This window comes from Bacteroidota bacterium, from assembly GCA_016699695.1.
GTDB lineage: Bacteria > Bacteroidota > Bacteroidia > Bacteroidales > UBA10428 > UBA10428.
Map to the genome: position 1 here is coordinate 2,605,024 of CP065006.1, position 21,131 is coordinate 2,626,154.

A 21,131-nucleotide genomic window follows, 5' to 3' on the forward strand; every position below is an offset into this window, starting at 1 on the left:
TTTGCCTTCTACCATTGTGTCAGATCAGTCATCCACGGTTCAATTTTTATTTCTTCTTCTTGTTCGCTGTCGGCCACCTTTTTAGAGCTTTCGCATGCAAAGGGTTTTAGCATCCATTCTTCGAGTGCAATCTCTTGTTCCACATCTTCTTTTAAAGTCGATGAAAGGGCATTGGCAGCAGAATAATAGAAAAAAGTGTGATTCCTCGAATGCTTGTTCCTAAGCAAGTTGTTATTTTCCGGGGTAGATTCCAGCGCAATAAGATTTGAGTCGTAAACCAGAATAATTTTCGAAGGTTTAGTGTTTTCTTTTAAGTTTTCGATGGTAAATACAACTTTATTGGATGTTTGCTCAGATATTCTGGCCACTGTCTGACTTTTTAAGGGCAGCGATCCTAAGGCCAGCAGCGATGCTGCAAAAATGGTTTGTCTGATGGATTGAAGTGGTTTCATGGTTGTATGTTTTGCCACCCATGTTTCATCAATTGTGCCGTTTGTTGTAAAACTCATAAAATCAATAATATAAATTCATTTATGCATCGAAAACAAAAATTTCATTGACCGGATTTGCACTTTGTTTTGTTCGGTATTGAACAGTTTTATGTTAGGGAGCTATTGCTTGTCGTTGGAATAAATTTATTATGCAGATTATGAGTGCATTAAAAACAATCAGCATTTATTTTTTTACATTTTTCATTCTTTTTGTAACCGATTTCGGGTTGGTGGTATCTAATATTTAAAATCAATTATTAACCATAAAAAGTAAATACCATGAATTTAACTGAAATTTTAGTACCGCTAGGGTTTTTCGCTGCTGTTGCTTTATCCATTTTCTTTGTGACTTCAGCCTTACACAAAGAAAAAATGGCGATGATAGAAAAGGGTATTTTTGAAAGAAAACAACCTAAAAGAAGTAAAAATATGGGGCTTAAAGCAGGCACCTTATTTATCGGACTTGGCATTGGTATATTTTTCGGTTACCTGCTTGGAGAGTTCACTGTAATCAACGAAGTAGTTTCCTTCTTTAGCATGATTTTGTTATTTGGTGGAGCAGCCCTTATTTTTAATAACTTTATGCTTGCCAAAAAAGACGAAACTCAGAGCTGATGGACATTGCGTATATAAAAAAGGTTCTGGAAGGTGATGTGGATGCTTTTCGGTATTTTGTAAACAAGTACCAGGATATGGCTTATTCTCTTGCTAACAGCATCTGCAAATCGGAGTTTCTGGCGGAAGAAGCTACCCAGGAGGCTTTTGTCAAAGCTTTCCAGAATCTTGATAAGTTTAAGCAGAAGTCGAGTTTTACTACCTGGTTTTATAAAATTTTGGTAAACGAGTCGCTTCGAAAAATAAAAAGAAAAAGGTTAGAGGTGCTGCCTAACGAGGATTCTTTGCCAGAGGATATAAATCCTGAAGTAAAAAACTCATTGGATGCATTGCACCAGATGGAGCAAAAAGAGATTATTCAGAATATTCTTCAACGCATGCCTGAATCCGAAAGCTTGCTGCTTCGCTTGTATTATCTGAGCGAAAAACAAGTAGAAGAAATAAGAGAAATTACCGGTTTAAGTCTATCGAACATTAAGGTTAGTTTGCACAGGGCAAGAAAACGATTTTATTTCTTGCTCGAAAGAAGTTATAAAAATGAAATGTATTCAATCTTATAATGAAATGAAACACAATAAGCATGATGAGGAATTAAGCAGGCTGGTTGGTATGAGTATGCTGCATGTTCCAACTACCGGATTCGAAGATAAGGTGATGCAAAAGGTTTTCTATTCAAGTCAGTTTAAAAAACATGTGCGGAAAAATATCCGGGCATCGTGGTTTTTTATTTTGCTTTCAGCAGTGCTCTTTCCTGGTGGTTTTTGGGCAGTTTACAATGCAGCGGTAAGCTACAACAGTAGTTACTTCGATGCGTTTACGTCCAATTTTTCCGGGGTAATAATTCCAGCCTGTGTATTGCTTTTTTCAATTGTTATTCTGGTGCAGGTCGATAACCTTTTACGTTTAAGTAAGCAACAAAATGCATGGTAGTTTGAATAATATGTTCGAATGCGCTTCAAACCTTAATCCTATAACTCATCCCTTTCTTCAGAGTCCGGTTCCATCAACCCCATTCGCGGGCTGAATACGATTACAATCTCTCCACGCGGAGGGTTGGCAGTAAAGTAGGCTGCGGCTTGTTGCAGGGTTCCCCGAAAATTCTCTTCAAAAACCTTGGTGAGCTCACGCGATACACATACCTTATGTTCGGGCGAAAAGAACTCGATAAGTTGAGTTAAAGTTTTTACGAGCCGGAAGGGTGATTCGTAAAATACAATGGTTCTTTCTTCGGAAATCAATTGCGTCAGACGCTTGTTACGTCCTTTTTTCTGGGGCAAAAATCCTTCAAAAATAAACCTTTCCGAAGGTAACCCGGAGTTAACCAGTGCCGGAACAAAGGCAGTAGCGCCCGGCAGGCACTCTACTTCCAGCTCGTTGTCGAGGCAATGGCGCACCAATAAGTATGCAGGGTCTGATATTCCGGGAGTTCCGGCGTCGGAAATATAGGCCAGATTTTCTCCGGCAAGCAAACGTCGTATGTATTGATCTACCTTTTTATGCTCGTTGTGCATGTGCATCGATTCGGTGCGCGTTGTGATGTCGTAATGCCTCAGAAGTTTGGACGAAGTGCGGGTATCTTCGGCCAGAATAAGGTCAACTTCCTTTAATATTCTGATGGCCCGCAGTGTTATGTCTTCGAGGTTGCCAATAGGGGTTGGAACAATGTAAAGCCTTCCGGGCATCTTATTTCGTCATTAGTTTGCGTTGCAAAAGTTCCAGCAGGCGATGCACAAGAGGCTGGCTAAGATCGAGTTTGGCAACATTGGATAAATAATCGAGGGCCTCCTGGTAATCCGCCATATGATTTAGCGCTTCAATGGTTTGTTCATATTTCTGCTTGTCGCCAATGAACAGGTTGTGAATGAGTTCGAATTTTTCATTTAAGCCAATGGCACTAGACAGGTTGGTGATAGGTTTGTTCTTAAGCTGCTTGGCCAGATCGCTTGAGCTTACATGACTCGAAAGCTCTTCGTTAAGTGTTGGACGCGTTTGATGAAATTTTTCTGAAAGCAGGCTTTTATCCTTTTCAAGATTAGAGGTTGCCGGTTCTATTAGGTTTTCTTTTTCGAATTTCACAGGCTTATCCACTGCTGCTTCAGGTTTTTTTTCTGGATCCTTTTCTTTTTCAATAATGAGGGCTTCTGTTTTTTTATCTTGCTGAATAGTTTCCTGGGCATGATGAATTATTTCATTATTTAAAAATGTTCGCTCTTCTGCTCTTAAAGTAAGCATCAGATCGTAGAGGTTGCGTATTTTATTCAATGCCAGGTCAAGGTCGATGTTTCTTAAGGGCCCGTTTTGTTGCCATTTGGCAATATCCTCCGCAATTTCCTGAAGTTGATGCGATACTGCTTCTATGGAGTTTTTATAGTGCATGGGTTCAATTCTTTTCAATTCGACAAAAAAGCTGTTGTATTTTTTTATTTTTGTGATGGTTTGTAATTTTCAGGTAGCATGATCTTTCTGAGATAACAGAAACGGTACCTGGGGCAAAAATCGTAAATTATTTTCTTAATATACTTTGCCAGGCGCATAATCTTTTTGAATGTTTACAGAAAACACCATTAATCCGGGTAACCGCAGCGGTTGGATTGAAGTAATTTGTGGATCGATGTTTTCGGGGAAAACCGAAGAACTAATCCGAAGGCTTAAACGTGCTAAGTTGGCCGGACAAAAGGTTGAAATTTTTAAACCCCGTATCGACAAACGCTATTCTGATGTGAATGTGGTATCGCACGACGAAAATCTTATTCATTCCACACCGGTGGATGTAGCTTCGAACATTCTTATGCTTTCGAGCAATGTAGATGTAGTGGGTGTGGATGAAGCCCAATTTTTTGATGTAGGCTTAATTGAAGTGTGCAACAAATTGGCTAACAGTGGAGTAAGGGTTATTGTTGCCGGACTCGATATGGACTTCCTGGGGAAACCCTTTGGTCCAATTCCCAATCTGCTTGCAGTAGCGGACTACATTACAAAGGTACATGCCATTTGTGTAAAGTGCGGCAACCTGGCCCAATTTACCCATCGGAAAACGTCCGATGCACAACGTGTGCTCATTGGCGAACTGGAAACCTATGAGCCCTTGTGCCGTTCATGTTTTAAACAAACTCATAAGCACTAATAATATGGGCTATACTACTGGCGAGATTGCAGCTGTGGTGGAGGGCAAACTTTTTGGTAACGCTTCGCTACCGGTCGAATGGCTTGTAATCGACAGCCGGAAGCTGGCAGAAACAGTGGGTAGTATGTTTATTGCCATTGAAGGAGAAAGGCACAATGGACATGATTTTGTCGAAATCATGTACCAGAAGGGGATAAGAGTATTCTTAGTTTCGAGCCGCTTTAAGAGTACCAAGGTATATGCCGATGCGGCCTTTATACAGGTAGAAGATACCATTCTCGCTTTACAAAAGCTTGCTGCCTGGCACCGAAAACATTTTACATTGCCTGTGTTGGCTATTACTGGAAGTAATGGCAAAACCATTGTCAAAGAGTGGTTGGCACAATGTATGGCTTCGCGTAACAAAATTACACGCAGCCCAAGGAGTTACAATTCGCAGATTGGGGTTCCCCTTTCGGTATGGCTGCTTGATCGCGAAAGTGAGTGGGCCATATTTGAGGCAGGGATATCTTTGCCCAACGAAATGGACAAACTTGAGGCTGTAATAAACCCTGCGCATGGGCTAATAACCAACATAGGAGAGGCACACCAACAGAATTTCCTCACACTGGAATCGAAACTCCACGAGAAAATCAAGCTTTTTAAGCACTGCAAACAAGTGTTTTATTGCCGCGACCATGAAATGGTGCACCAGGCCTTAATGAGCATTTATCCCAATAAAAAATTCATAAGCTGGTCGATGCGGAACCCTTCTGCCACAGTATATGTGTCATCAATGGAAGAAACTTCGCATTCAAGTAAAATCCAACTACATTATCATAAGCTGTCAGCTACACTAACCCTTCCTTTTTCCGATAAGGCTTCCATAGAGAACGCGCTGCATGTAATCACCTATTTGTTATCTGCAGGGTTTAGTTTCGACGAGGTGAAAGAACAGGTTTCAATGCTCCACTTATTGGCTATGCGCATGGAGCAGATAAAAGGAATTAAGGGCTGCCTGCTCATCAACGATGCCTATAATTCCGATGAAAATGCGCTTGCCATAGCCCTCGATTACATTCATCAGCAATTATTCCGAAAAAAGGTGTTGATACTTTCCGACATTCAACAGGCTGGTACTAGTGGCGAGGTATTGTACCAAAAGGTGGCAGCCCTTGTAAAACAAAAAGGTATCGATAAATTTATTGGCATTGGTAAAGAGTTGTATTCCAACGCAAAATATTTTCAGGGCATCGAAAGTTCTTTTTATTCCGATACAGATGAATTTCTTCGTTCTGCCGAACTCAGAGCTTTCTCAGATCAGATTATTCTTATTAAAGGTGCTCGTGGCTTCCAGTTCGAACGTATTGTTCAGTCGTTGGCAGAGAAGAACCACACCACCCTACTCGAAACCAACCTCAATAATCTGGTCGATAATCTGAATTATTTCCGTGCTCAATTATCGGAAAAAACAGGAATCATGGTAATGGTGAAAGCACTGGCTTATGGTTCGGGAGGTACTGAGATTGCCAGCGTGCTTCAGCACGAGAAGGTGAATTACCTGGGAGTGGCTTTTTCCGACGAAGGGGTTCAGTTGCGTCAGGCAGGAATTCACCTACCAATAATGGTGATGTCGCCCGGAGTAGAAGATTTTTCGCGCATGGTAGATTATGAGCTCGAACCAGAAATTTATAGTCCACGCATTCTGGACAGGTTTCTGGAAATGGCCGAAAAACAGCAATTAATTCAGTACCCGGTTCACATCAAACTCGATACCGGAATGCATCGCCTTGGATTTACCGGAGAACATTTGGAATGGCTTTTAAAAAGGCTTAAGAGCACTTCCTGTTTAAAGGTTAAGTCGGTTTTCTCTCATCTTGCTGCCAGCGACGAGCCTGAGCACGATTGGTTTACATACGAACAAGTATCACGGTTTAAACAAATGTCTGATGCCATCGCAGAGGCCCTAGGTTACAAGCCCATGAGACATATACTTAATTCAGCAGGAATAGAGAGGTTTCCGGAAGCTCATTTCGAAATGGTAAGGCTTGGAATTGGTCTGCATGGTGTGTCATCCGTTCAAACGCTTTTAAAACCAGTAAGCAGCTTAAAAACCCACATTTCGCAGATAAAGAAAATTCCCCGTGGAGAAACAGTTGGATACAGCCGCAAGGGAAAAGCCGATACTGACTTTATTATTGCTATTCTTCCGGTAGGTTATGCCGACGGCCTGGACCGCAAACTTGGTAATGGCAATGGCTATGTTACCATCGATGGCCATAAGGCACCTTATGTGGGCACCATCTGCATGGATATGTGCATGGTCGATATCACATACCTTAAATGCGAAGAGGGTGATGAAGTGGTGGTTTTTGGCAATCATCCATCGATTATTGAACTAGCCGAACAAGTTGGCACCATTCCTTATGAAATACTTACCAATGTATCGTCGCGTGTAAAAAGAATTTATATCAAAGATTAAATAAGGCCCCATGCAAAAGATATCTGTAGTCATAATCACCTTTAACGAGGAAAAGGATATTGCCCGATGCATAGCTTCGGTTCAATCCATTGCCGACGACATTGTTGTTGTCGACTCATTTTCGACCGACCGTACACAGGAGATTGTATTGGAAAAAGGTGCACGTTTTGTGCAGCATGCTTTCGAAGGGCATATACAGCAAAAAAACTGGGCAATAACTCAGGCACGCTATCCGCATGTGCTTTCTCTCGATGCCGACGAGGTGGTTTCGAAAGAGCTACAGGACGAAATTTTAAAGGTGAAAGCCAACTGGCAGGCCGATGGCTATTTTTTTAACCGCATGACCAACTATTGTGGCAAGTGGATTAAGCATTGCGGTTGGTACCCCGACCGAAAACTTCGCCTTTGGGACAGCCGTAAAGGAAAATGGGGAGGAATAAACCCACACGATAAATTTGAAATGGACGAGGGAAGCCAGGTGCGGTTTCTCAAAGGCGATCTCTATCATTATTCCTACCACTCCATTTCGCAGCATGTGCTCCAGATCGATAAGTTTACACACATTGGCGCCAATGAGGCTATTAAAAGGGGCAAAGCAGCCAATGTGTTCTTACTTTTAATAAAACCAGTCTGGAAATTTTGGCGCGACTATGTGTTTAAACTGGGCTTTCTCGATGGTTACTATGGCTTTGTAATCTGCGGCTTGTCGTCGGTGGCAACTTTTGTAAAGTATTTAAAAATGATAGAATTAAAACGAAATGCAAAAGGCTGATTCGTGCATGAATATTTTAATCAGTCGCACCGATAGCATTGGCGATGTGGTGCTAACCCTTCCCATGGCAGGCTATTTAAAAGAACGCTTTCCTGATTGCAAGGTTTTTTTTCTGGGTCGCACCTATACCAGTGCAATCATTGGAATGAGCAAGCATGTCGACCAGTTTTTGAATTGGGATGAAATTTCGAAATTGCCTTTTGATGCGCAGAAAGAGTTTTTAAAATCTTTGTCGATCGACTGGATGGTGCATGTGTATCCCAACCGCGATATTGCCAGGCTGGCTAAAGCTGCCAAAATACAAGGGCGCATTGGAACTTCACACCGCCAGTTTCACTGGTTTACCTGTAATTACAAAGTGTCTTTTTCCAGGAAGAAATCTGATTTACACGAAAGCGAGTTAAATTTCAATCTTTTAAAACCGCTGGGAATCGATTCTGGACCTAAGTCCGACGAAATGCACAGGTATTATGGTGTGGATGTCAATCGTATCAAAGGAAATGTTGAGTTGCCAATAAAATTGCCCGAGGGGAAGAAAATCCTGATTCTTCATCCGAAGTCAAAAGGAAGTGCCCGTGAATGGGGGTTGGAGAATTTCGGCCAACTTATCAGGCTTGTGAATAAACAAGAATATAGTATTTGTATTTCAGGTACTGCCGACGACAGGGAAAAGATGGCCGAATGGCTTGAATCTGTGCGTACTGAGGTGGTTGATATTACAGGAAAATTGAACCTCGAGCAGTTTATTGTTTTTATCAGCCGTGCCCATGCCCTGGTAGCTGCAAGCACAGGGCCCCTTCACATAGCAGCCGCTCTCGGTATTAAAGCCCTTGGTATTTACCCGCCCATTCGCCCAATGCATCCCGGTCGCTGGCGACCCATTGGGATACATGCAAGCGTGCTTGTGGTAGATAAAGAATGCCAGGAATGCCGTATAAGCATCGAGTGTGCCTGCATGAAGGCCATACGTCCTGAAGATGTAATACGCTTTTTGGAAAGTTAATCCACCTTAAATCAGGTAGGCTTTGCGCGTCGAATCGAGACGCAAAAAGATAAAAAGCATGATGGTAAAAGCCATCAGCGACGAACCTCCATAACTTAAAAATGGCAATGGGATCCCAATTACCGGAAATAATCCAATGGTCATGGCAATGTTGACGGCAAAGTGAAAAAAGATTATTGACATCAAACCATACCCGTAAATTCGGCTAAATCGCGAGCGTTGTCGTTCGGCAAGAATAATGAGCCTGATTAGCAATCCAACAAATGCTGCCACCAAACCAAATGATCCCAGAAAACCCCATTCTTCGCCAACGGTGCAAAAAATAAAGTCGGTGCTTTGTTCAGGAACATATTTAAGCTTGGTTTGAGTGCCTTCCAGAAAACCTTTGCCACTGAAACCTCCCGAACCAATAGCAATTTTCGATTGATTGACATTGTACTCGTAACCCCAGGGATCGGATTTTAACCCAAGCATAACTTCTACGCGGTCTCGTTGGTGTTGCTTTATAATGTTGTTAAATACATACTCGAAAGAATATACAAATCCAATAAAAGTATAAAGGATTAAAAGGGAAAGGAAGACTCCCTTAATTTTCTTTGCCATTGAAAAGGCGAGATAAATTGCTGAGGATATTATCAGACTTGCAAAGAAAATTCTTTGGGCCGATAAAGCGATTAGGTTGAACTTGTCGACTAAAACAAATATCAATACCAACATTAGAAATATACCGACTGCGAATAGAACGCGTTTTCTGCTGCGGTAATATAGGGCAAAAACTACAAAGGCTGTAAGCGTGAGAAAACTGTATATAGCAACTGCATGAAGTAAAAAGGAGCTTAAGAAAAGTAGAAAAGTAAGACCAATGAGCAATAAAATCCATCCAGGCAGCCCTTCGCGGTATAATACTAAAATTAATATGCCGTAAACCAGGGTAGAACCAAAATCGGGTTGGAGCATGATAAAAAGCGGTGGCCCTGCTATAATTGCCAGGGCAGTAAGCAGATGTTTAACCCGAGAAGGTTTTACATTAAATCCCGAAAGAAATTTCGAAAGTGCCAATACGGTTGCCAATTTCGCAAACTCTGAGGGCTGAAGGCTTATGGGGCCTAATACAATCCATGATTTTGAACTATTTACTTCTTTGCCGACAAGAATAACCAATATCAGTACAAGTATGGCAAAGGCATAGGCCGGGTAAGCGATGAACGAGAAAAACCGGCTATCGATCAGCATTATCATCAAGGCGAGCAGAAAGGAAACACCCATCCAAATCAACTGAAGGGCATACCGGTTTTCGAGCGAGAAGAACTGGGTTTCTTTCCCTGTCAGATTTACTGCATAGATATTCATCCACCCAAAAAGCACCAGAAGCAGGTAAAGAAATACCGTAGTCCAGTCTATCTCTGCCAATGTATTTAAACTTCTACTCACTTTTGTTGGAAAGTTTAAGTGTTTTCATTCTTGTTTCAACCCATTGACGATCCTGAGCTATCGAATCGGTAAGGTATTTTTCGATGAGTAAGCTGGCGATTGGAGCTGCATAAGTAGCACCCCATTTACCGTATTCAACATAAACCGAAATGGCAATCTGCGGGTTTTCTTTTGGGGCAAAGGCAATAAATACCGAGTGGTCTTCGCCATGCGGGTTTTCGGCTGTCCCGGTTTTTCCGCACACTTCGATGTTGCTTAGTCGAGCAATAAGTGCAGTGCCACCTGGTTCGTTCACGGCCTTGTACATACCTTCCACAATAACTGGAAAATAGTTAGTATCGACTGTTACCCAATTTTTTCTGGTATAAGCTTGTGGTATTGTATCGATGCCTTCTATATTTTTTAGCAGGTGAGGGGTAATATAATATCCATGGTTAGCAATTATTGCGGCCATATTGGCCATTTGTAAGGGGGTAGTTAGAATTTCACCCTGCCCAATCGAATTTGAGATGATGGTATGGGCTTTCCATCGGTTCTTTCCATAGTATCGGTCGTAATAAGTAGACTTTGGAATGAAGCCTGCCTTTTCAGAGGGTAGATCAATACTAAGCTTGTTGCCAAGACCAAAAGAAACAGTATGATTCCGCCAGGCTATAAAAGCCTCTTCGGTAGTGGCATAATGGTTATTGTCCATAATGCGTTTGTAGGTATTGGCAAAATAGGCGTTGCACGAATTTTGTATGGCTCCGATAAGTGCCAGAGGGGTGCTGTGTGAATGGCAATTCATTGAAACACCTTTGGCATGGTAGCCCAGCTGGCACCCAAAGGCCGTCCCTGGTTGAATAACTCCTTCGTGCAATGCGATGATGCCATTCATCATTTTAAAGGTACTGCCTGGAGGATACATTGCCATAATGGCTCTGTTAAACAGGGGCTCGAGGCTGTCTTTTTGCAACATCACATAGTTCTTCTGACGGTCGCGGCCTATAAGCAATGATGGATTGTACAGAGGTGCAGATACAAGTGCAAGTACTTCACCTGTTTTTGGTTCTATGGCAACCACACTTCCCTGGTAATTGGCCATCAGTTCTTCGGCATAAGCCTGTAAATCGGCATCGATCGTAATGGTAATATTTCTTCCGGGAACAGCATCTTCATCAAAACGCCCTTCTTTGTAGGCTCCTTGTTCACGTCCTTTTACATCGATAAACCGGTAGCGCTTTCCTTTTACGCCCCCTAAAATATTTTCGTAGAACTTTTCTAGTCCATTTACCCCAATGTAATCGCCCATTTCGTAATAATTGTCCTTTTTGATGTCGTTGGAGTCAACCTCGCTTACATAGCCAAAAAGGTGTGGGGCCATTTCGTATTTATACTTTCGCAGGGTACGTTCGCTGAAATAGAATCCTGGAAATTTGTATTGGGTTTCTTTTAATCTGCCAAATACCTCGGGCGACAATTGTTTGATAAACGGATTGCGTCTTTCACGCGGATCTTCTATTACCCTGCGTATGCCTTCTCGTAAGGTGACAATATCAATTTCGAGTATATCGCAGAGCAAGAGAGAATCAAAGGGCTCCAGCTCGTAAGGAGCAATTTTTAAATCGTACGATGGTTGATTGTGCACCAGCAATACTTTGTTACGGTCATAAATAAGGCCGCGGGCAGGGTACACGGTTTCGAGACGACGGCTATTGCTTTCTGCAGAAAGCTTGTAGGTCGAATCGATTATTTGTAAGTAAAACAACCGGATAATATAAACAAATCCGAGCAAGATGATAAAAGCCCCTATAAAATATCGTCGGTTGCTGTATTGGTCCATGGCTTATTTTCTATATACCAGGTATTGGCTCAGACTGATGAGCAAAACAGAAAAAGCGGTTGAAAGCACAATTCGTAAGATCACATGAAATAAATCGCGGAAGCTGAACATTTCGCAAAGAAACAAAACCGTATGATGCGCAAAAACCAGAATCAGGGCGTACTGAACAAACCATTCGATACCATAAAAGAATACCCTCGGATAGGTGCCGGTTTCGTAACCATCGCGTGGCGAAACCATGGCCAGAGCCGTAGGTCGGAGATAGGCCATAAATACCGAAGCCGCGGTATGCATGCCCAGGGTTTCGGATAAGATGTCGACCGATAATCCTAAAAAGAAACCGCTTATTAGCACCAGCCAACCCGGAGTTTCAAATGGCAGCAGCAGTATGAACAGCACATAAAAATAAGGGTTTAGGTATTTCCCTAATTCAATGTTGTTGAAAATCAACACCTGCATGAGTATCAATACGAAGAATCGGATTATGTTACGTGGTATTCGCTTAATCATTGGGCAGGTTTTCTTCTAATGTCTGTTGTTCTTCTCTTAAAATGTTTTTAATGACAAAAACAGAGTTAAGTCGTTTGAAGTCTGTGAACAGGTTAACTGTTATGTTGTAATTGATACCTCTCAGAATTTCGTAATCAGCAATAGTACCAATGGGAATTCCCTGAGGAAAGATGGCTGTATTTCCACTCGTTTCGATGGTATCGCCAATTTGCAAACTGGCATGAAGGGGAATATCGCGCAATACTGCCTGCATGTAGTTTTTGCCATTCCATTCGAGGTATCCAAAAAAATTCGATCCTCTTATTCGGGCGTTGGGAAAAAATTCGCGGTTCAGAATCGGAATGACCGATGCGAAGTGGTCACTCGAGGTTTTTACTATGCCAACAAGGCCTTCAGGGCCAATAACTCCCATGTCTTTCTCAATCCCATGTATCCTTCCCCGGTTAATGGTGAGGTAATTGTATTGTTTATTCACCGAATTATTAATTACAGTGGCCGGAATGTATTGGTATTGCTGAATACCAATTGTGTTTACAAAAGATTCGTCCTTAATGCTGTAAACCGATAGGGGAAGGGCATGATACAACCTGGCATTTTCAATCACAAGCGCCTGATTTTGTTTTTCGAGCGACAAGTATTTCGAATAGTTAGAAAACCGGTTCGACAGGTTGCCAACAATAGAATGCCTGATGCTGTAAAAGCGGGCATTCTGATAACTATTGTGCCGCATCAGCATTGAAAACGCAATTATCTCGAGGAAAATAAATAATATCAGCAGATGTTGCTTAAGTAAAAAGCGTAATAAATTCCTCATTCAACATTTTTTTAGCGGATAAGGAACTTAAATTTATCGACGTTTTTAAGCGCAATTCCTGTACCTCTGGCCACTGCATGCAGCGGATCTTCGGCCACATGGAAGGGGATGTTGATTTTGTCGGTAAGACGTTTATCCAGTCCGCGAAGCAAGGCTCCACCTCCGGCAAGATAAATTCCTTTCGATACGATATCGGCATAGAGTTCAGGGGGTGTTTGTTCCAACACGGCAATAATGGCCGATTCAACTTTCGAGAGCGATTTGTCGAGGCAATGCGATATTTCCTGGTAAGAAACCGGAACCTCGATGGGCATGGCGGTCATCAGGTTGGGTCCGCGAACACTAAAATCGGTAGGAGGTTCGTCAAGGTCGGGCAGGGCAGAGCCTACATTTAGCTTTATATCTTCGGCTGTTCTCTCGCCTATTTTAATGTTGTGCTGATGGCGCATATAGGCTTGTATGTCGGCTGTGAATCCATCGCCGGCAATACGGATACTTTGGTTGCATACAATACCTCCTAATGCAATTACGGCAATTTCGGTTGTGCCACCTCCGATATCCACCACCATGCTACCTTCAGGTGCTTCTACATCAATGCCAATACCCAGCGCGGCCGCCATTGGTTCGTAGATCATGTACACATCGCGACCACCAGCATGTTCCGACGAGTCACGCACAGCACGTATCTCAACCTCTGTACTTCCTGACGGAATGCATACTACCATGCGAAGGGTGGGGGTTAAGAAACGCTGACCGGGATTAATCATTTTTATCATACCCCGAATCATCTGTTCTGCTGCATTAAAGTCAGCAATTACTCCATCACGCAATGGGCGGATGGTTTTAATGTTTTCGTGTGTTTTCCCGTGCATTTGCCGGGCAACCTGACCGATGGCAATGAGCTTACCGGTAGATTGTTCAATGGCAACAATCGAAGGTTCGTCGACAACAATTTTATCGTTGTAGATGATTATTGTGTTGGCTGTTCCAAGGTCGATAGCCAGTTCTTGAGTTAAGAATGAGAAAAATCCCATGGGTATTTATTGTTTTTTAGTGTTTAAAATGTCTTACTCCTGTTAATACCATAGCCATGTTATGCTGGTCGCAATAATCTATCGAATCTTTATCGCGAATGGAGCCTCCTGGCTGCACTACGGCTGTTATACCTGCTTCGTGAGCAATTTCCACACAATCGGGGAAAGGGAAAAAAGCGTCTGAAGCCATTACTGCACCTCGCAAATCGAAATTAAAGTTTCGTGCTTTTTCGATGGCTTGTCTTAGCGCATCAACCCGCGAAGTTTGCCCTACTCCACTGGCGCAAAGTTGTTTCCCTTTTGCCAGCACAATGGTGTTGGATTTCGATTGTTTTACCAGTTTGTTCGCAAATTCAAGATCGTTAAACTCATTATCGGTGGGTTTACGATTAGTAACGGTTTCCATTTTTTCCCGGCCTTCCATTGACATATCGCGGTCTTGTTCTACAACACCGTTCAGCAAGGTTCTGAATTGCGTCGGAGGTAGTGCACATTCTTTACGAATCAGAATAATGCGATTTTTTTTACTTTTTAAAATTTCAAGTGCCTGGTTATTGTAGGAGGGAGCTATCACTACCTCGAAAAACAGGCTGTTCATCTCCTCTGCAGTTTCTGCATCAATGGTCCGGTTGGAGATTAATATGCCCCCAAATGCCGATACGGGGTCGCCGGCAAGTGCATCTTTATAGGCATCGACCAGTTTTTTCCGGCTGGCCATTCCACAGGCATTGTTGTGTTTGAGAATTGCAAAACTGGTATCTTTAAATTCGTCGATGAGGTTAATGGCTGCTTCAATATCCAGGAGGTTGTTGTACGATATTTCTTTGCCATGCAGCTGTTCGAACAAGGCATCGAAATTACCAAAAAACCTTCCTTTCTGATGCGGGTTTTCTCCGTAGCGCAATTCCATCGATTGCTGAATGCTCTGTTTGAACACAGGTTTGTTGAAGGCAGAATTGAAATAGTTGAAAATGGCTGTATCGTAATGAGACGATACCTGAAAAGCCTCCATAGCAAGTTCCCGGCGTTGGTCCAGCGTAGTGGTGCCAGATGCATTAAGAATATCGAGTAGGTAGTTGTATTGTTTTTGAGAAGCGACTATTACCACATCTTTAAAATTTTTGGCCGCTGCCCGAATTAATGAGATGCCTCCAATGTCAATTTTTTCGATGATATCCTGTTCCGATGCTCCGGAAGCCAGGGTTTCTTCAAAAGGATAGAGGTCTACAATTATCAGGTCAATCTCGGGGATATCATATTTGATGAGTTGCTCTTTATCGCCGGCTTCATCGCGACGACTTAAAATACCACCGAAAACTTTCGGATGCAAAGTTTTTACGCGGCCGCTTAATATCGAAGGGTATCCGGTAAGGTCTTCCACTGAATCGACCTTGATACCCAATTCCTCGATAAAACTTTGAGTGCCGCCTGTTGAAATAATTCTTACGCCTTGTTCATTTAATTTTTTACAAATCTCGTCAAGGTTGTTTTTATGATAAACGGATATCAGCGCTGATTTTATGGCTTTTTCTCTACTCATAATTGTTGTTTCTAATTGGCATCGGTGTGCTTTTTCGAATTGTTGCGAAAGATATAATTTTTTTGTCTACCAATGGGCTAGTTTGTGCTCTGAAGTATTCAACATTGTATAAACATTTCTATCGGGAGTTTGATTATTGGATAGCCATAAAAATAAGCCTGCCTATGCTCATGTATATCACAATACCAAATACATCGTTCATGGTAGTAACAAAAGGACCGGTAGCTAATGCCGGATCAATTTTAAAACGGTTCAGTAACATGGGAATAAAGGCTCCAAAAACCGAAGCAAACATCATAACCGTGAAAAGAGACAGGCTGACCATGATGGTAAGGTTTAGTCCGGTGCTGAAGAAATAATTGTAAACAAAGATGAGAATGGAGAAAATGGCAGCATTAAAAAATGCCACACTTACTTCCTTAACTAGTTTTTTCCAGGTCGAATCGAGGTTCAGCGTTTTGTTGGCAATACCCTGCACCACAATGGAGGAGGATTGTACTCCCACATTTCCGCCCATGGCAGCAATAAGCGGGATAAACATGGCCATTTGCGGATAGGTCGATATCTGCCCCTCGAAGCGACTGATTACCTGTGCTCCCAATATACCTCCAGTCAAGCCAATAAAAAGCCATGGAATGCGGGCTCTTGTAAGGAGAAATACGTTGTCCGAAGTTTCAACATCTTCCGACAGACCCGATATCATCTGGTAATCTTTTTCGGCTTCTTCTTTAATAATGTCCACCACGTCATCGATGGTAATGCGCCCGATGAGCCGCCCTAAAATATCTATTACAGGCAGAGCTACAAGGTCGTATTTTTCCATTACCAGGGCAACTTCTTTCGAAGGGGTATCGGCCAATACCGAGATTACATTGTCGTTATAAATGTTTTTTATTTTGGCATTAGGCCGGGTTACGAGCATTCTTTTGAGCGATAAAGTACCCTTTAAAATGCCATCGTCGTCGATGACATAGACATAGTAAATTTCATCTATTTCAGCAGCTTGTTTGCGCATTTCGCGCATGCAGGTAACAAGGTCCCAGTTAATGTTCACCTTAATAAGTTCCTTGGCCATAAGGCCTCCGGCGGTATCTTCGTCATAGTTCAGCAGATCGGCTATATCACCTGCCTGTTCAGCATCTTCTATGCTTTGTAGAATTTCCGTTTTCTTGGCATCCGAAAGTTCGTTCAGCACATCGGCAGCATCGTCCGAATCGAGTTTCTCGATAAATTGGTGCGCGATCACATGACCCGGGAGTGTTTCAAGAAACTGTTCACGCACATCCTCTTCGAGTTCCATCAACACATCGGCAGCCTTTTCGCTGTCGAGCAGCAAATGAATGTATCGGGCCTGATCGATACTTAATTCGTGGTAAATATCTGCAATATCAACCGGATGCAGGGCATCGATGAGCTTGTGGACAGTAACGCTTTCGTCATTTTCAATAGCCTCAATCAGTGTATCAAGGAACTCGTTTGTTAAATTGAAATTTGATGCCATGGCAAATATTATTCGGTTTTCGATCCGTAAATTAACTGTGTAAGCTCAATAAACTCTTCCACACTCAGTTGTTCAGGTCTTTTTCCCATCATTTCCTTATCCATCTCCAAATTTATACAAATATTTTTGAGCGAGTTGCGTAGAGTTTTTCTACGTTGGTTGAACGCTTGTTTTACTACAGCCTTTAACTGAAGGTGGTTGCATGTTAAATGGTTACGCTGGTTTCGGGTCAGCCGTATCACCGCCGATTTTACTTTGGGAGGGGGGTTGAAACAATGCTCGTGTACCGTAAAAAGATAATCGATGTCGTACCAGGTTTGCAGCAAGACGCTAAGTATTCCATAGGTTTTGCTACCCGGAGGAGCTGCTATTCTTTCCGCCACCTCTTTCTGAATCATACACACTACTTCGTTTACTTGTGTGTAATTTTCAAGTACTTTAAAAAATATCTGACTCGAAATATAATAAGGCAAATTTCCAATTAAAGCCAGGGGCGCATCGAATTGCGCAAAATCGAGTTTTAGAATGTCCGCGGCAATAATAAAATCGTTTTGCGGAAAATGCTGTTGAAGGTAAAGAATGGATTCGCTATCAATTTCTGCAGCCTTAAAATGTGCATGCCTTGTTATAAGGTATTCGGTTAATACCCCCATACCCGGACCTATTTCAAGAACAGTTCGGCAACCTTCGCCTGTTAAAGAGTCCACAATCTTTAATGCAATGTTTTTATCGGTAAGAAAGTGTTGTCCGATCGATTTTTTGGGTCTTACCTTTTGCACAAGCTTTTAGAATTAATTTTCGGCCTAAAGGTAAGCTTTTAGATGTTTTATTTTTCGAAGGAATAGAATTTCGGTTAGTTCTTTTTGCCAGGGATTTTTTTTGCGGCAAACTTTTTTGCACTTCGCCTTGTTATTCGTTTTCTTGTACCGAAATACCTATTTTTGAAGAAAAAAGCATGGCACATAATTTCGATGAGCTTATTGATCGTGAAGGCACTCACAGTTACAAATACCTTTTAAGGCAAAAGATGTTTGGAACCTCGGAGGTTTACCCCATGTGGGTTGCCGATACCGAATACAGAATTCCTTCTTTTATTACAGAAGCCATGCAAAAAAGAATGGACCATGGTATTTTTGGATATACCCTGCTCGACGATGACTATTACAATTCTATTATTAATTGGGTAGAGGCTCAACATCAGTACCGTATAAAAAAGGAATGGATAAAATTTTCTCCAGGCGTGGTGCCTTCTGTTTTTGCATCGGTGCTGGCATTTACCGAAGTATCGGACAAGGTAATTATACAACCTCCTGTTTATCATCCATTCTATTCGGCAATAAAAGAAACAGGCCGACAACTGGTTTTAAACCCGCTCAAACTGGTAAATGGTCGCTACCAAATGGACTTTGACGATCTGAAAGCCAAGATTGACGGCCAAACAAAGCTGATTATTCTTTGTAGTCCTCATAACCCAACTGGCAATGTATGGAAAGAAGCCGAAATACGCGAATTATGCGAGATTTGCCTGAATAACGGCATCAAAATTATATCTGATGAGATACACGCCGACATAGTTTACCAGGGGCATAAACACCTTCCAACCGCTTCGCTTTCAGAGGCCATTGCACAACAAACCCTTACGCTGATGGCCCCAAGCAAAACTTTTAATATTGCTGGTCTTAACTCATCGTATGCTTTTTCTTCGAACCCTGAACTGCTCCAAAAATTCTCTCACTATTTCGAGGGCATGCACATTGGGCCCAATATTTTTGCCATCGAAGCTACCAAGGCAGCCTATTTTCATGGCAAAGAATGGCTTGGGGAGTTGTTGGATTATTATACTGAAACCATCGAAATGGTTCGCGGTGCCATAAGCAGTAAGCTTAAAAACATTACCCTTGTATCACCCGAAGCCACTTTTTTGTTGTGGCTTGATTTCAGAAAAACTGGGCTTTCCCGCAAGGAAATTAATCAGATATTGATTCATGAAGCACATCTGGGTTTTAGTGATGGTTTTATGTTTGGGCCTGAAGGAGAAGGTTTTTGGCGCATGAACATCGGATGTGCCCGAAGCAAAGTGGAAGAAGCATTGTTTAATCTGTCGAAAATTGACAAATTTGTCCGCTAAGCAGCAATTGTCCATATTGTTGAAACTTACTTTCAGCAGTTGAACTTTTTTTGCTATATTAGTTAACTGAAATACACACACCTCAGATTAGTGACATGAGATTGAAAATTGCTACTAAAATTATTCTGGGCTTTGGGGTTATGACCGCTGCCGTGATACTTAATTCGGTCCTGATCAGCAATGCCCTGACTCAAAGCCGCAAAACCAACGAAGAAATAAACAATGTGTATACTCCTTCGGTAGAAATCATCAGGGAGCTTTATTCGAATATCTCCGATTCGCGCATGCTGATTAAATCGTGGGTACATATTGATAAGATTGCCGATACACCTGACAAAATAAAACTTCAGGAACTCCATTCGGGAGGGTATACAAAAATGATGGATTCGCTTATGGTGTTGAGTGAATTCTGGCTCAACGATACCCTTGTGATGCAATTGGAAAATATCAATTTATCCATTACCGATACTCTTTTCCCCAAGCATAAGTACATTATGCAGGCGCTCGACAACTTTATTAATTACGAGGATCCATTTGTTATTTTTGAGGTAACACCCATGGTGGAGGATAAAGGTGAAGTGATGGAGGCTACTGCAAGTGCACTCAATCATATTCAGGATTTAATGGTAGAACTGGAAGCTCTCATTCTTGCCAAGCGTGTCGAAATGGTGGATTCACTAAACCGCTTACGGAGTTTTATTTTTATCATGCTCATTTTGCTGATTATAGCTGCAGTGGCAATTAGCTCTGTTACCACTCTGTCACTTTCGCGGCCTATCAATAAAACTAAAAACATATTGCTGTCTATCAGCAAAGGTATCCTACCTGAAATTACTCTTCGCGAAGGAAACGATGAAATTGGTCAGATGTCGAAGGCCCTGGGTTTGGTAGTGAATAGTTTAAAAGAAGTTTCGGACTTTACCCAGGAAATAGGAAAGGGTAATTTCTCCAGAGCTTTCACCCCTCTAAGCGACGAGGACGTTCTGGGTCACTCTTTGCTTGAAATGCGCAACGAATTGCAAATTGCCAAAGCGGAAGAGGAAAAAAGAACCGAAGAAAACCGCCAGCGTACCTGGGCTTCGCAGGGCGTGGCATTGTTTAGCGATATTTTACGGTCCAACAACGACAATCTTGCTCAGCTCTCGTTTGAGATTATCAGCAACATGGTTAATTATACCGGTTCGAACCAGGGCGGTATTTTTATTCTCAACGACAACGACCACGAGAATATGTTCCTCGAAATGAGTGCCTGTTATGCCTACGACAGACAAAAGTTTCTGAAAAAACGCATTGAGGTTGGCGAAGGCCTGGTTGGCCGCTGTTTCCAGGAGAAGGAACGTATCTTACTCACCGATATTCCTTCGGATTACATCAAAATCTCCTCTGGTTTGGGCGAGGTTAATCCGAATTGTTTGTTATTGATTCCGCTTGCGTATAACGACCGGATATTTGGTATCATGGAAATAGCTTCTGTAAACACCTATCAATCTTTCGAAATTGAGTTTATGGAACGCATTGGAGAAAGTATTGCAGCGACTATTTCTTCCGTTAAAAGTAACATACAAACCCAGATGCTGCTGGAGCAATCGCAACAACAAGCTGAAGAAATGTCGGCACAGGAAGAAGAAATGCGCCAGAACATGGAAGAGCTTCGAGCCACACAAGAACAATCGGCTCGCCGCGAGCAAGATCTTATGCGTGAGCTGGAAGAGTTGCGTAAGAGGCTTAATTAATAAGTTTGATAGAGTAGAACTTTTATATCTCAACTAGCCACAAAATTTATTTTGTGGCTTTTTTTTGAGGTAATGGTGCCAAAAATAGTTGGTGATTATTTGTTTTAAATTTTGTAAAATACAAGAGTAAATCTAAAGAGGACTTAGGCTCT

The 21,131-nt window shown here is 42.1% G+C and carries 20 protein-coding genes; 9 read left to right on the top strand and 11 right to left on the bottom strand.

Features of this window, described 5'->3' with window-relative positions:
• Positions 1-8 precede the first annotated feature (8 nt).
• Positions 9-509, bottom strand: coding sequence for a hypothetical protein (locus IPM71_11010; protein QQS50122.1), 501 nt, complete (start codon positions 507-509; stop codon positions 9-11).
• A gap of 261 nt (positions 510-770) precedes the next feature.
• Between IPM71_11010 and IPM71_11015 the strand changes: the two genes are divergently transcribed.
• The 3 genes from IPM71_11015 to IPM71_11025 are packed head-to-tail and all read left to right on the top strand — an operon-like array spanning position 771 to position 2,036.
• Entirely contained in the window at positions 771-1,106 is a 336-nt protein-coding gene (locus IPM71_11015; protein ID QQS50123.1) for a hypothetical protein, read from the top strand.
• Positions 1,106-1,666 carry a sigma-70 family RNA polymerase sigma factor gene (locus IPM71_11020; GenBank protein QQS50124.1) on the top strand — a complete coding sequence of 187 codons (561 nt, stop codon included), beginning with the start codon at positions 1,106-1,108 and terminating at the stop codon, positions 1,664-1,666. Before IPM71_11015 ends, IPM71_11020 begins: the two co-directional genes overlap by 1 nt.
• Positions 1,667-1,670: 4 nt before the next feature.
• Positions 1,671-2,036: a hypothetical protein gene (locus IPM71_11025; GenBank protein QQS50125.1), complete on the top strand. Its 366-nt coding sequence runs from the start codon at positions 1,671-1,673 to the stop codon at positions 2,034-2,036.
• Positions 2,037-2,074: 38 nt separating this feature from the next.
• On the opposite strand, the gene rsmI is transcribed toward IPM71_11025, so the two are convergent.
• Positions 2,075-2,788: a 16S rRNA (cytidine(1402)-2'-O)-methyltransferase gene (gene rsmI / locus IPM71_11030; protein QQS50126.1), complete on the bottom strand. Its 714-nt coding sequence runs from the start codon at positions 2,786-2,788 to the stop codon at positions 2,075-2,077.
• 1 nt (position 2,789) lies between these two features.
• Entirely contained in the window at positions 2,790-3,482 is a 693-nt protein-coding gene (locus IPM71_11035) for a hypothetical protein (protein QQS50127.1), read from the bottom strand.
• Positions 3,483-3,651: 169 nt separating this feature from the next.
• On the opposite strand from IPM71_11035, the gene IPM71_11040 reads away from it, so the two are divergent.
• From IPM71_11040 to IPM71_11055, 4 genes are read left to right on the top strand one after another with little or no spacing between them, the layout of a single operon-like run.
• Complete coding sequence (locus IPM71_11040) at positions 3,652-4,230, top strand: thymidine kinase (GenBank protein QQS50128.1); 579 nt, start codon at positions 3,652-3,654, stop codon at positions 4,228-4,230.
• A gap of 4 nt (positions 4,231-4,234) precedes the next feature.
• Positions 4,235-6,691 carry a bifunctional UDP-N-acetylmuramoyl-tripeptide:D-alanyl-D-alanine ligase/alanine racemase gene (locus tag IPM71_11045; GenBank protein QQS50129.1) on the top strand — a complete coding sequence of 819 codons (2,457 nt, stop codon included), beginning with the start codon at positions 4,235-4,237 and terminating at the stop codon, positions 6,689-6,691.
• 10 nt (positions 6,692-6,701) lie between these two features.
• On the top strand, positions 6,702-7,463 hold the full coding sequence (locus IPM71_11050; protein QQS50130.1) for a glycosyltransferase family 2 protein: 762 nt from the start codon (positions 6,702-6,704) through the stop codon (positions 7,461-7,463).
• Entirely contained in the window at positions 7,450-8,466 is a 1,017-nt protein-coding gene (locus tag IPM71_11055; GenBank protein QQS50131.1) for a glycosyltransferase family 9 protein, read from the top strand. Before IPM71_11050 ends, IPM71_11055 begins: the two co-directional genes overlap by 14 nt.
• 6 nt (positions 8,467-8,472) lie before the next feature.
• Here the strand turns inward: IPM71_11055 and rodA are convergent, their stop codons facing one another.
• From rodA to rsmA, 8 genes are all read right to left on the bottom strand, one after another.
• Complete coding sequence (gene rodA, locus IPM71_11060) at positions 8,473-9,897, bottom strand: rod shape-determining protein RodA (GenBank protein ID QQS50132.1); 1,425 nt, start codon at positions 9,895-9,897, stop codon at positions 8,473-8,475.
• Entirely contained in the window at positions 9,890-11,719 is a 1,830-nt protein-coding gene (mrdA, locus tag IPM71_11065) for a penicillin-binding protein 2 (protein QQS50133.1), read from the bottom strand. Before mrdA ends, rodA begins: the two co-directional genes overlap by 8 nt.
• A gap of 3 nt (positions 11,720-11,722) precedes the next feature.
• Positions 11,723-12,229 (bottom strand): rod shape-determining protein MreD, encoded by a 507-nt coding sequence (gene mreD, locus IPM71_11070; protein ID QQS50134.1) that lies wholly within the window; start codon positions 12,227-12,229, stop codon positions 11,723-11,725.
• On the bottom strand, positions 12,222-13,043 hold the full coding sequence (gene mreC / locus IPM71_11075) for a rod shape-determining protein MreC (protein ID QQS50135.1): 822 nt from the start codon (positions 13,041-13,043) through the stop codon (positions 12,222-12,224). The genes mreD and mreC overlap by 8 nt, the downstream gene beginning before the upstream one ends.
• Positions 13,044-13,054: 11 nt before the next feature.
• Positions 13,055-14,077: a rod shape-determining protein gene (locus tag IPM71_11080; GenBank protein QQS50136.1), complete on the bottom strand. Its 1,023-nt coding sequence runs from the start codon at positions 14,075-14,077 to the stop codon at positions 13,055-13,057.
• Positions 14,078-14,093: 16 nt separating this feature from the next.
• A complete protein-coding gene (purH, locus tag IPM71_11085; protein QQS50137.1) occupies positions 14,094-15,617 on the bottom strand; it encodes a bifunctional phosphoribosylaminoimidazolecarboxamide formyltransferase/IMP cyclohydrolase in 1,524 nt (507 codons plus the stop codon).
• Positions 15,618-15,750: 133 nt separating this feature from the next.
• Positions 15,751-17,118: a magnesium transporter gene (gene mgtE, locus IPM71_11090; GenBank protein ID QQS50138.1), complete on the bottom strand. Its 1,368-nt coding sequence runs from the start codon at positions 17,116-17,118 to the stop codon at positions 15,751-15,753.
• An 8-nt stretch (positions 17,119-17,126) separates the two neighbouring features.
• Positions 17,127-17,897: a 16S rRNA (adenine(1518)-N(6)/adenine(1519)-N(6))-dimethyltransferase RsmA gene (rsmA, locus tag IPM71_11095; protein ID QQS50139.1), complete on the bottom strand. Its 771-nt coding sequence runs from the start codon at positions 17,895-17,897 to the stop codon at positions 17,127-17,129.
• 176 nt (positions 17,898-18,073) lie between these two features.
• Here rsmA and IPM71_11100 point away from each other — a divergent pair, with 176 nt between their 5' ends.
• Positions 18,074-19,246, top strand: a complete 1,173-nt coding sequence (locus IPM71_11100) for a PatB family C-S lyase (GenBank protein QQS50140.1) — start codon at positions 18,074-18,076, stop codon at positions 19,244-19,246.
• Positions 19,247-19,341: 95 nt separating this feature from the next.
• Complete coding sequence (locus IPM71_11105; GenBank protein QQS50141.1) at positions 19,342-20,979, top strand: GAF domain-containing protein; 1,638 nt, start codon at positions 19,342-19,344, stop codon at positions 20,977-20,979.
• Positions 20,980-21,131: the final 152 nt, after the last annotated feature.

Bases quoted from the DNA above. Each gene is read 5' to 3' on its own strand.
- IPM71_11010 (QQS50122.1), bottom strand. From the start codon at position 509: ATGAGTTTTACAACAAACGGCACAATTGATGAAACATGGGTGGCAAAA.
- IPM71_11015 (QQS50123.1), top strand. From the start codon at position 771: ATGAATTTAACTGAAATTTTAGTACCGCTAGGGTTTTTCGCTGCTGTT.
- IPM71_11020 (QQS50124.1), top strand. From the start codon at position 1,106: ATGGACATTGCGTATATAAAAAAGGTTCTGGAAGGTGATGTGGATGCT.
- IPM71_11025 (QQS50125.1), top strand. From the start codon at position 1,671: ATGAAACACAATAAGCATGATGAGGAATTAAGCAGGCTGGTTGGTATG.
- rsmI (QQS50126.1), bottom strand. From the start codon at position 2,788: ATGCCCGGAAGGCTTTACATTGTTCCAACCCCTATTGGCAACCTCGAA.
- IPM71_11035 (QQS50127.1), bottom strand. From the start codon at position 3,482: ATGCACTATAAAAACTCCATAGAAGCAGTATCGCATCAACTTCAGGAA.
- IPM71_11040 (QQS50128.1), top strand. From the start codon at position 3,652: ATGTTTACAGAAAACACCATTAATCCGGGTAACCGCAGCGGTTGGATT.
- IPM71_11045 (QQS50129.1), top strand. From the start codon at position 4,235: ATGGGCTATACTACTGGCGAGATTGCAGCTGTGGTGGAGGGCAAACTT.
- IPM71_11050 (QQS50130.1), top strand. From the start codon at position 6,702: ATGCAAAAGATATCTGTAGTCATAATCACCTTTAACGAGGAAAAGGAT.
- IPM71_11055 (QQS50131.1), top strand. From the start codon at position 7,450: ATGCAAAAGGCTGATTCGTGCATGAATATTTTAATCAGTCGCACCGAT.
- mrdA (QQS50133.1), bottom strand. From the start codon at position 11,719: ATGGACCAATACAGCAACCGACGATATTTTATAGGGGCTTTTATCATC.
- mreD (QQS50134.1), bottom strand. From the start codon at position 12,229: ATGATTAAGCGAATACCACGTAACATAATCCGATTCTTCGTATTGATA.
- mreC (QQS50135.1), bottom strand. From the start codon at position 13,043: ATGAGGAATTTATTACGCTTTTTACTTAAGCAACATCTGCTGATATTA.
- IPM71_11080 (QQS50136.1), bottom strand. From the start codon at position 14,077: ATGGGATTTTTCTCATTCTTAACTCAAGAACTGGCTATCGACCTTGGA.
- purH (QQS50137.1), bottom strand. From the start codon at position 15,617: ATGAGTAGAGAAAAAGCCATAAAATCAGCGCTGATATCCGTTTATCAT.
- mgtE (QQS50138.1), bottom strand. From the start codon at position 17,118: ATGGCATCAAATTTCAATTTAACAAACGAGTTCCTTGATACACTGATT.
- IPM71_11100 (QQS50140.1), top strand. From the start codon at position 18,074: ATGGCACATAATTTCGATGAGCTTATTGATCGTGAAGGCACTCACAGT.
- IPM71_11105 (QQS50141.1), top strand. From the start codon at position 19,342: ATGAGATTGAAAATTGCTACTAAAATTATTCTGGGCTTTGGGGTTATG.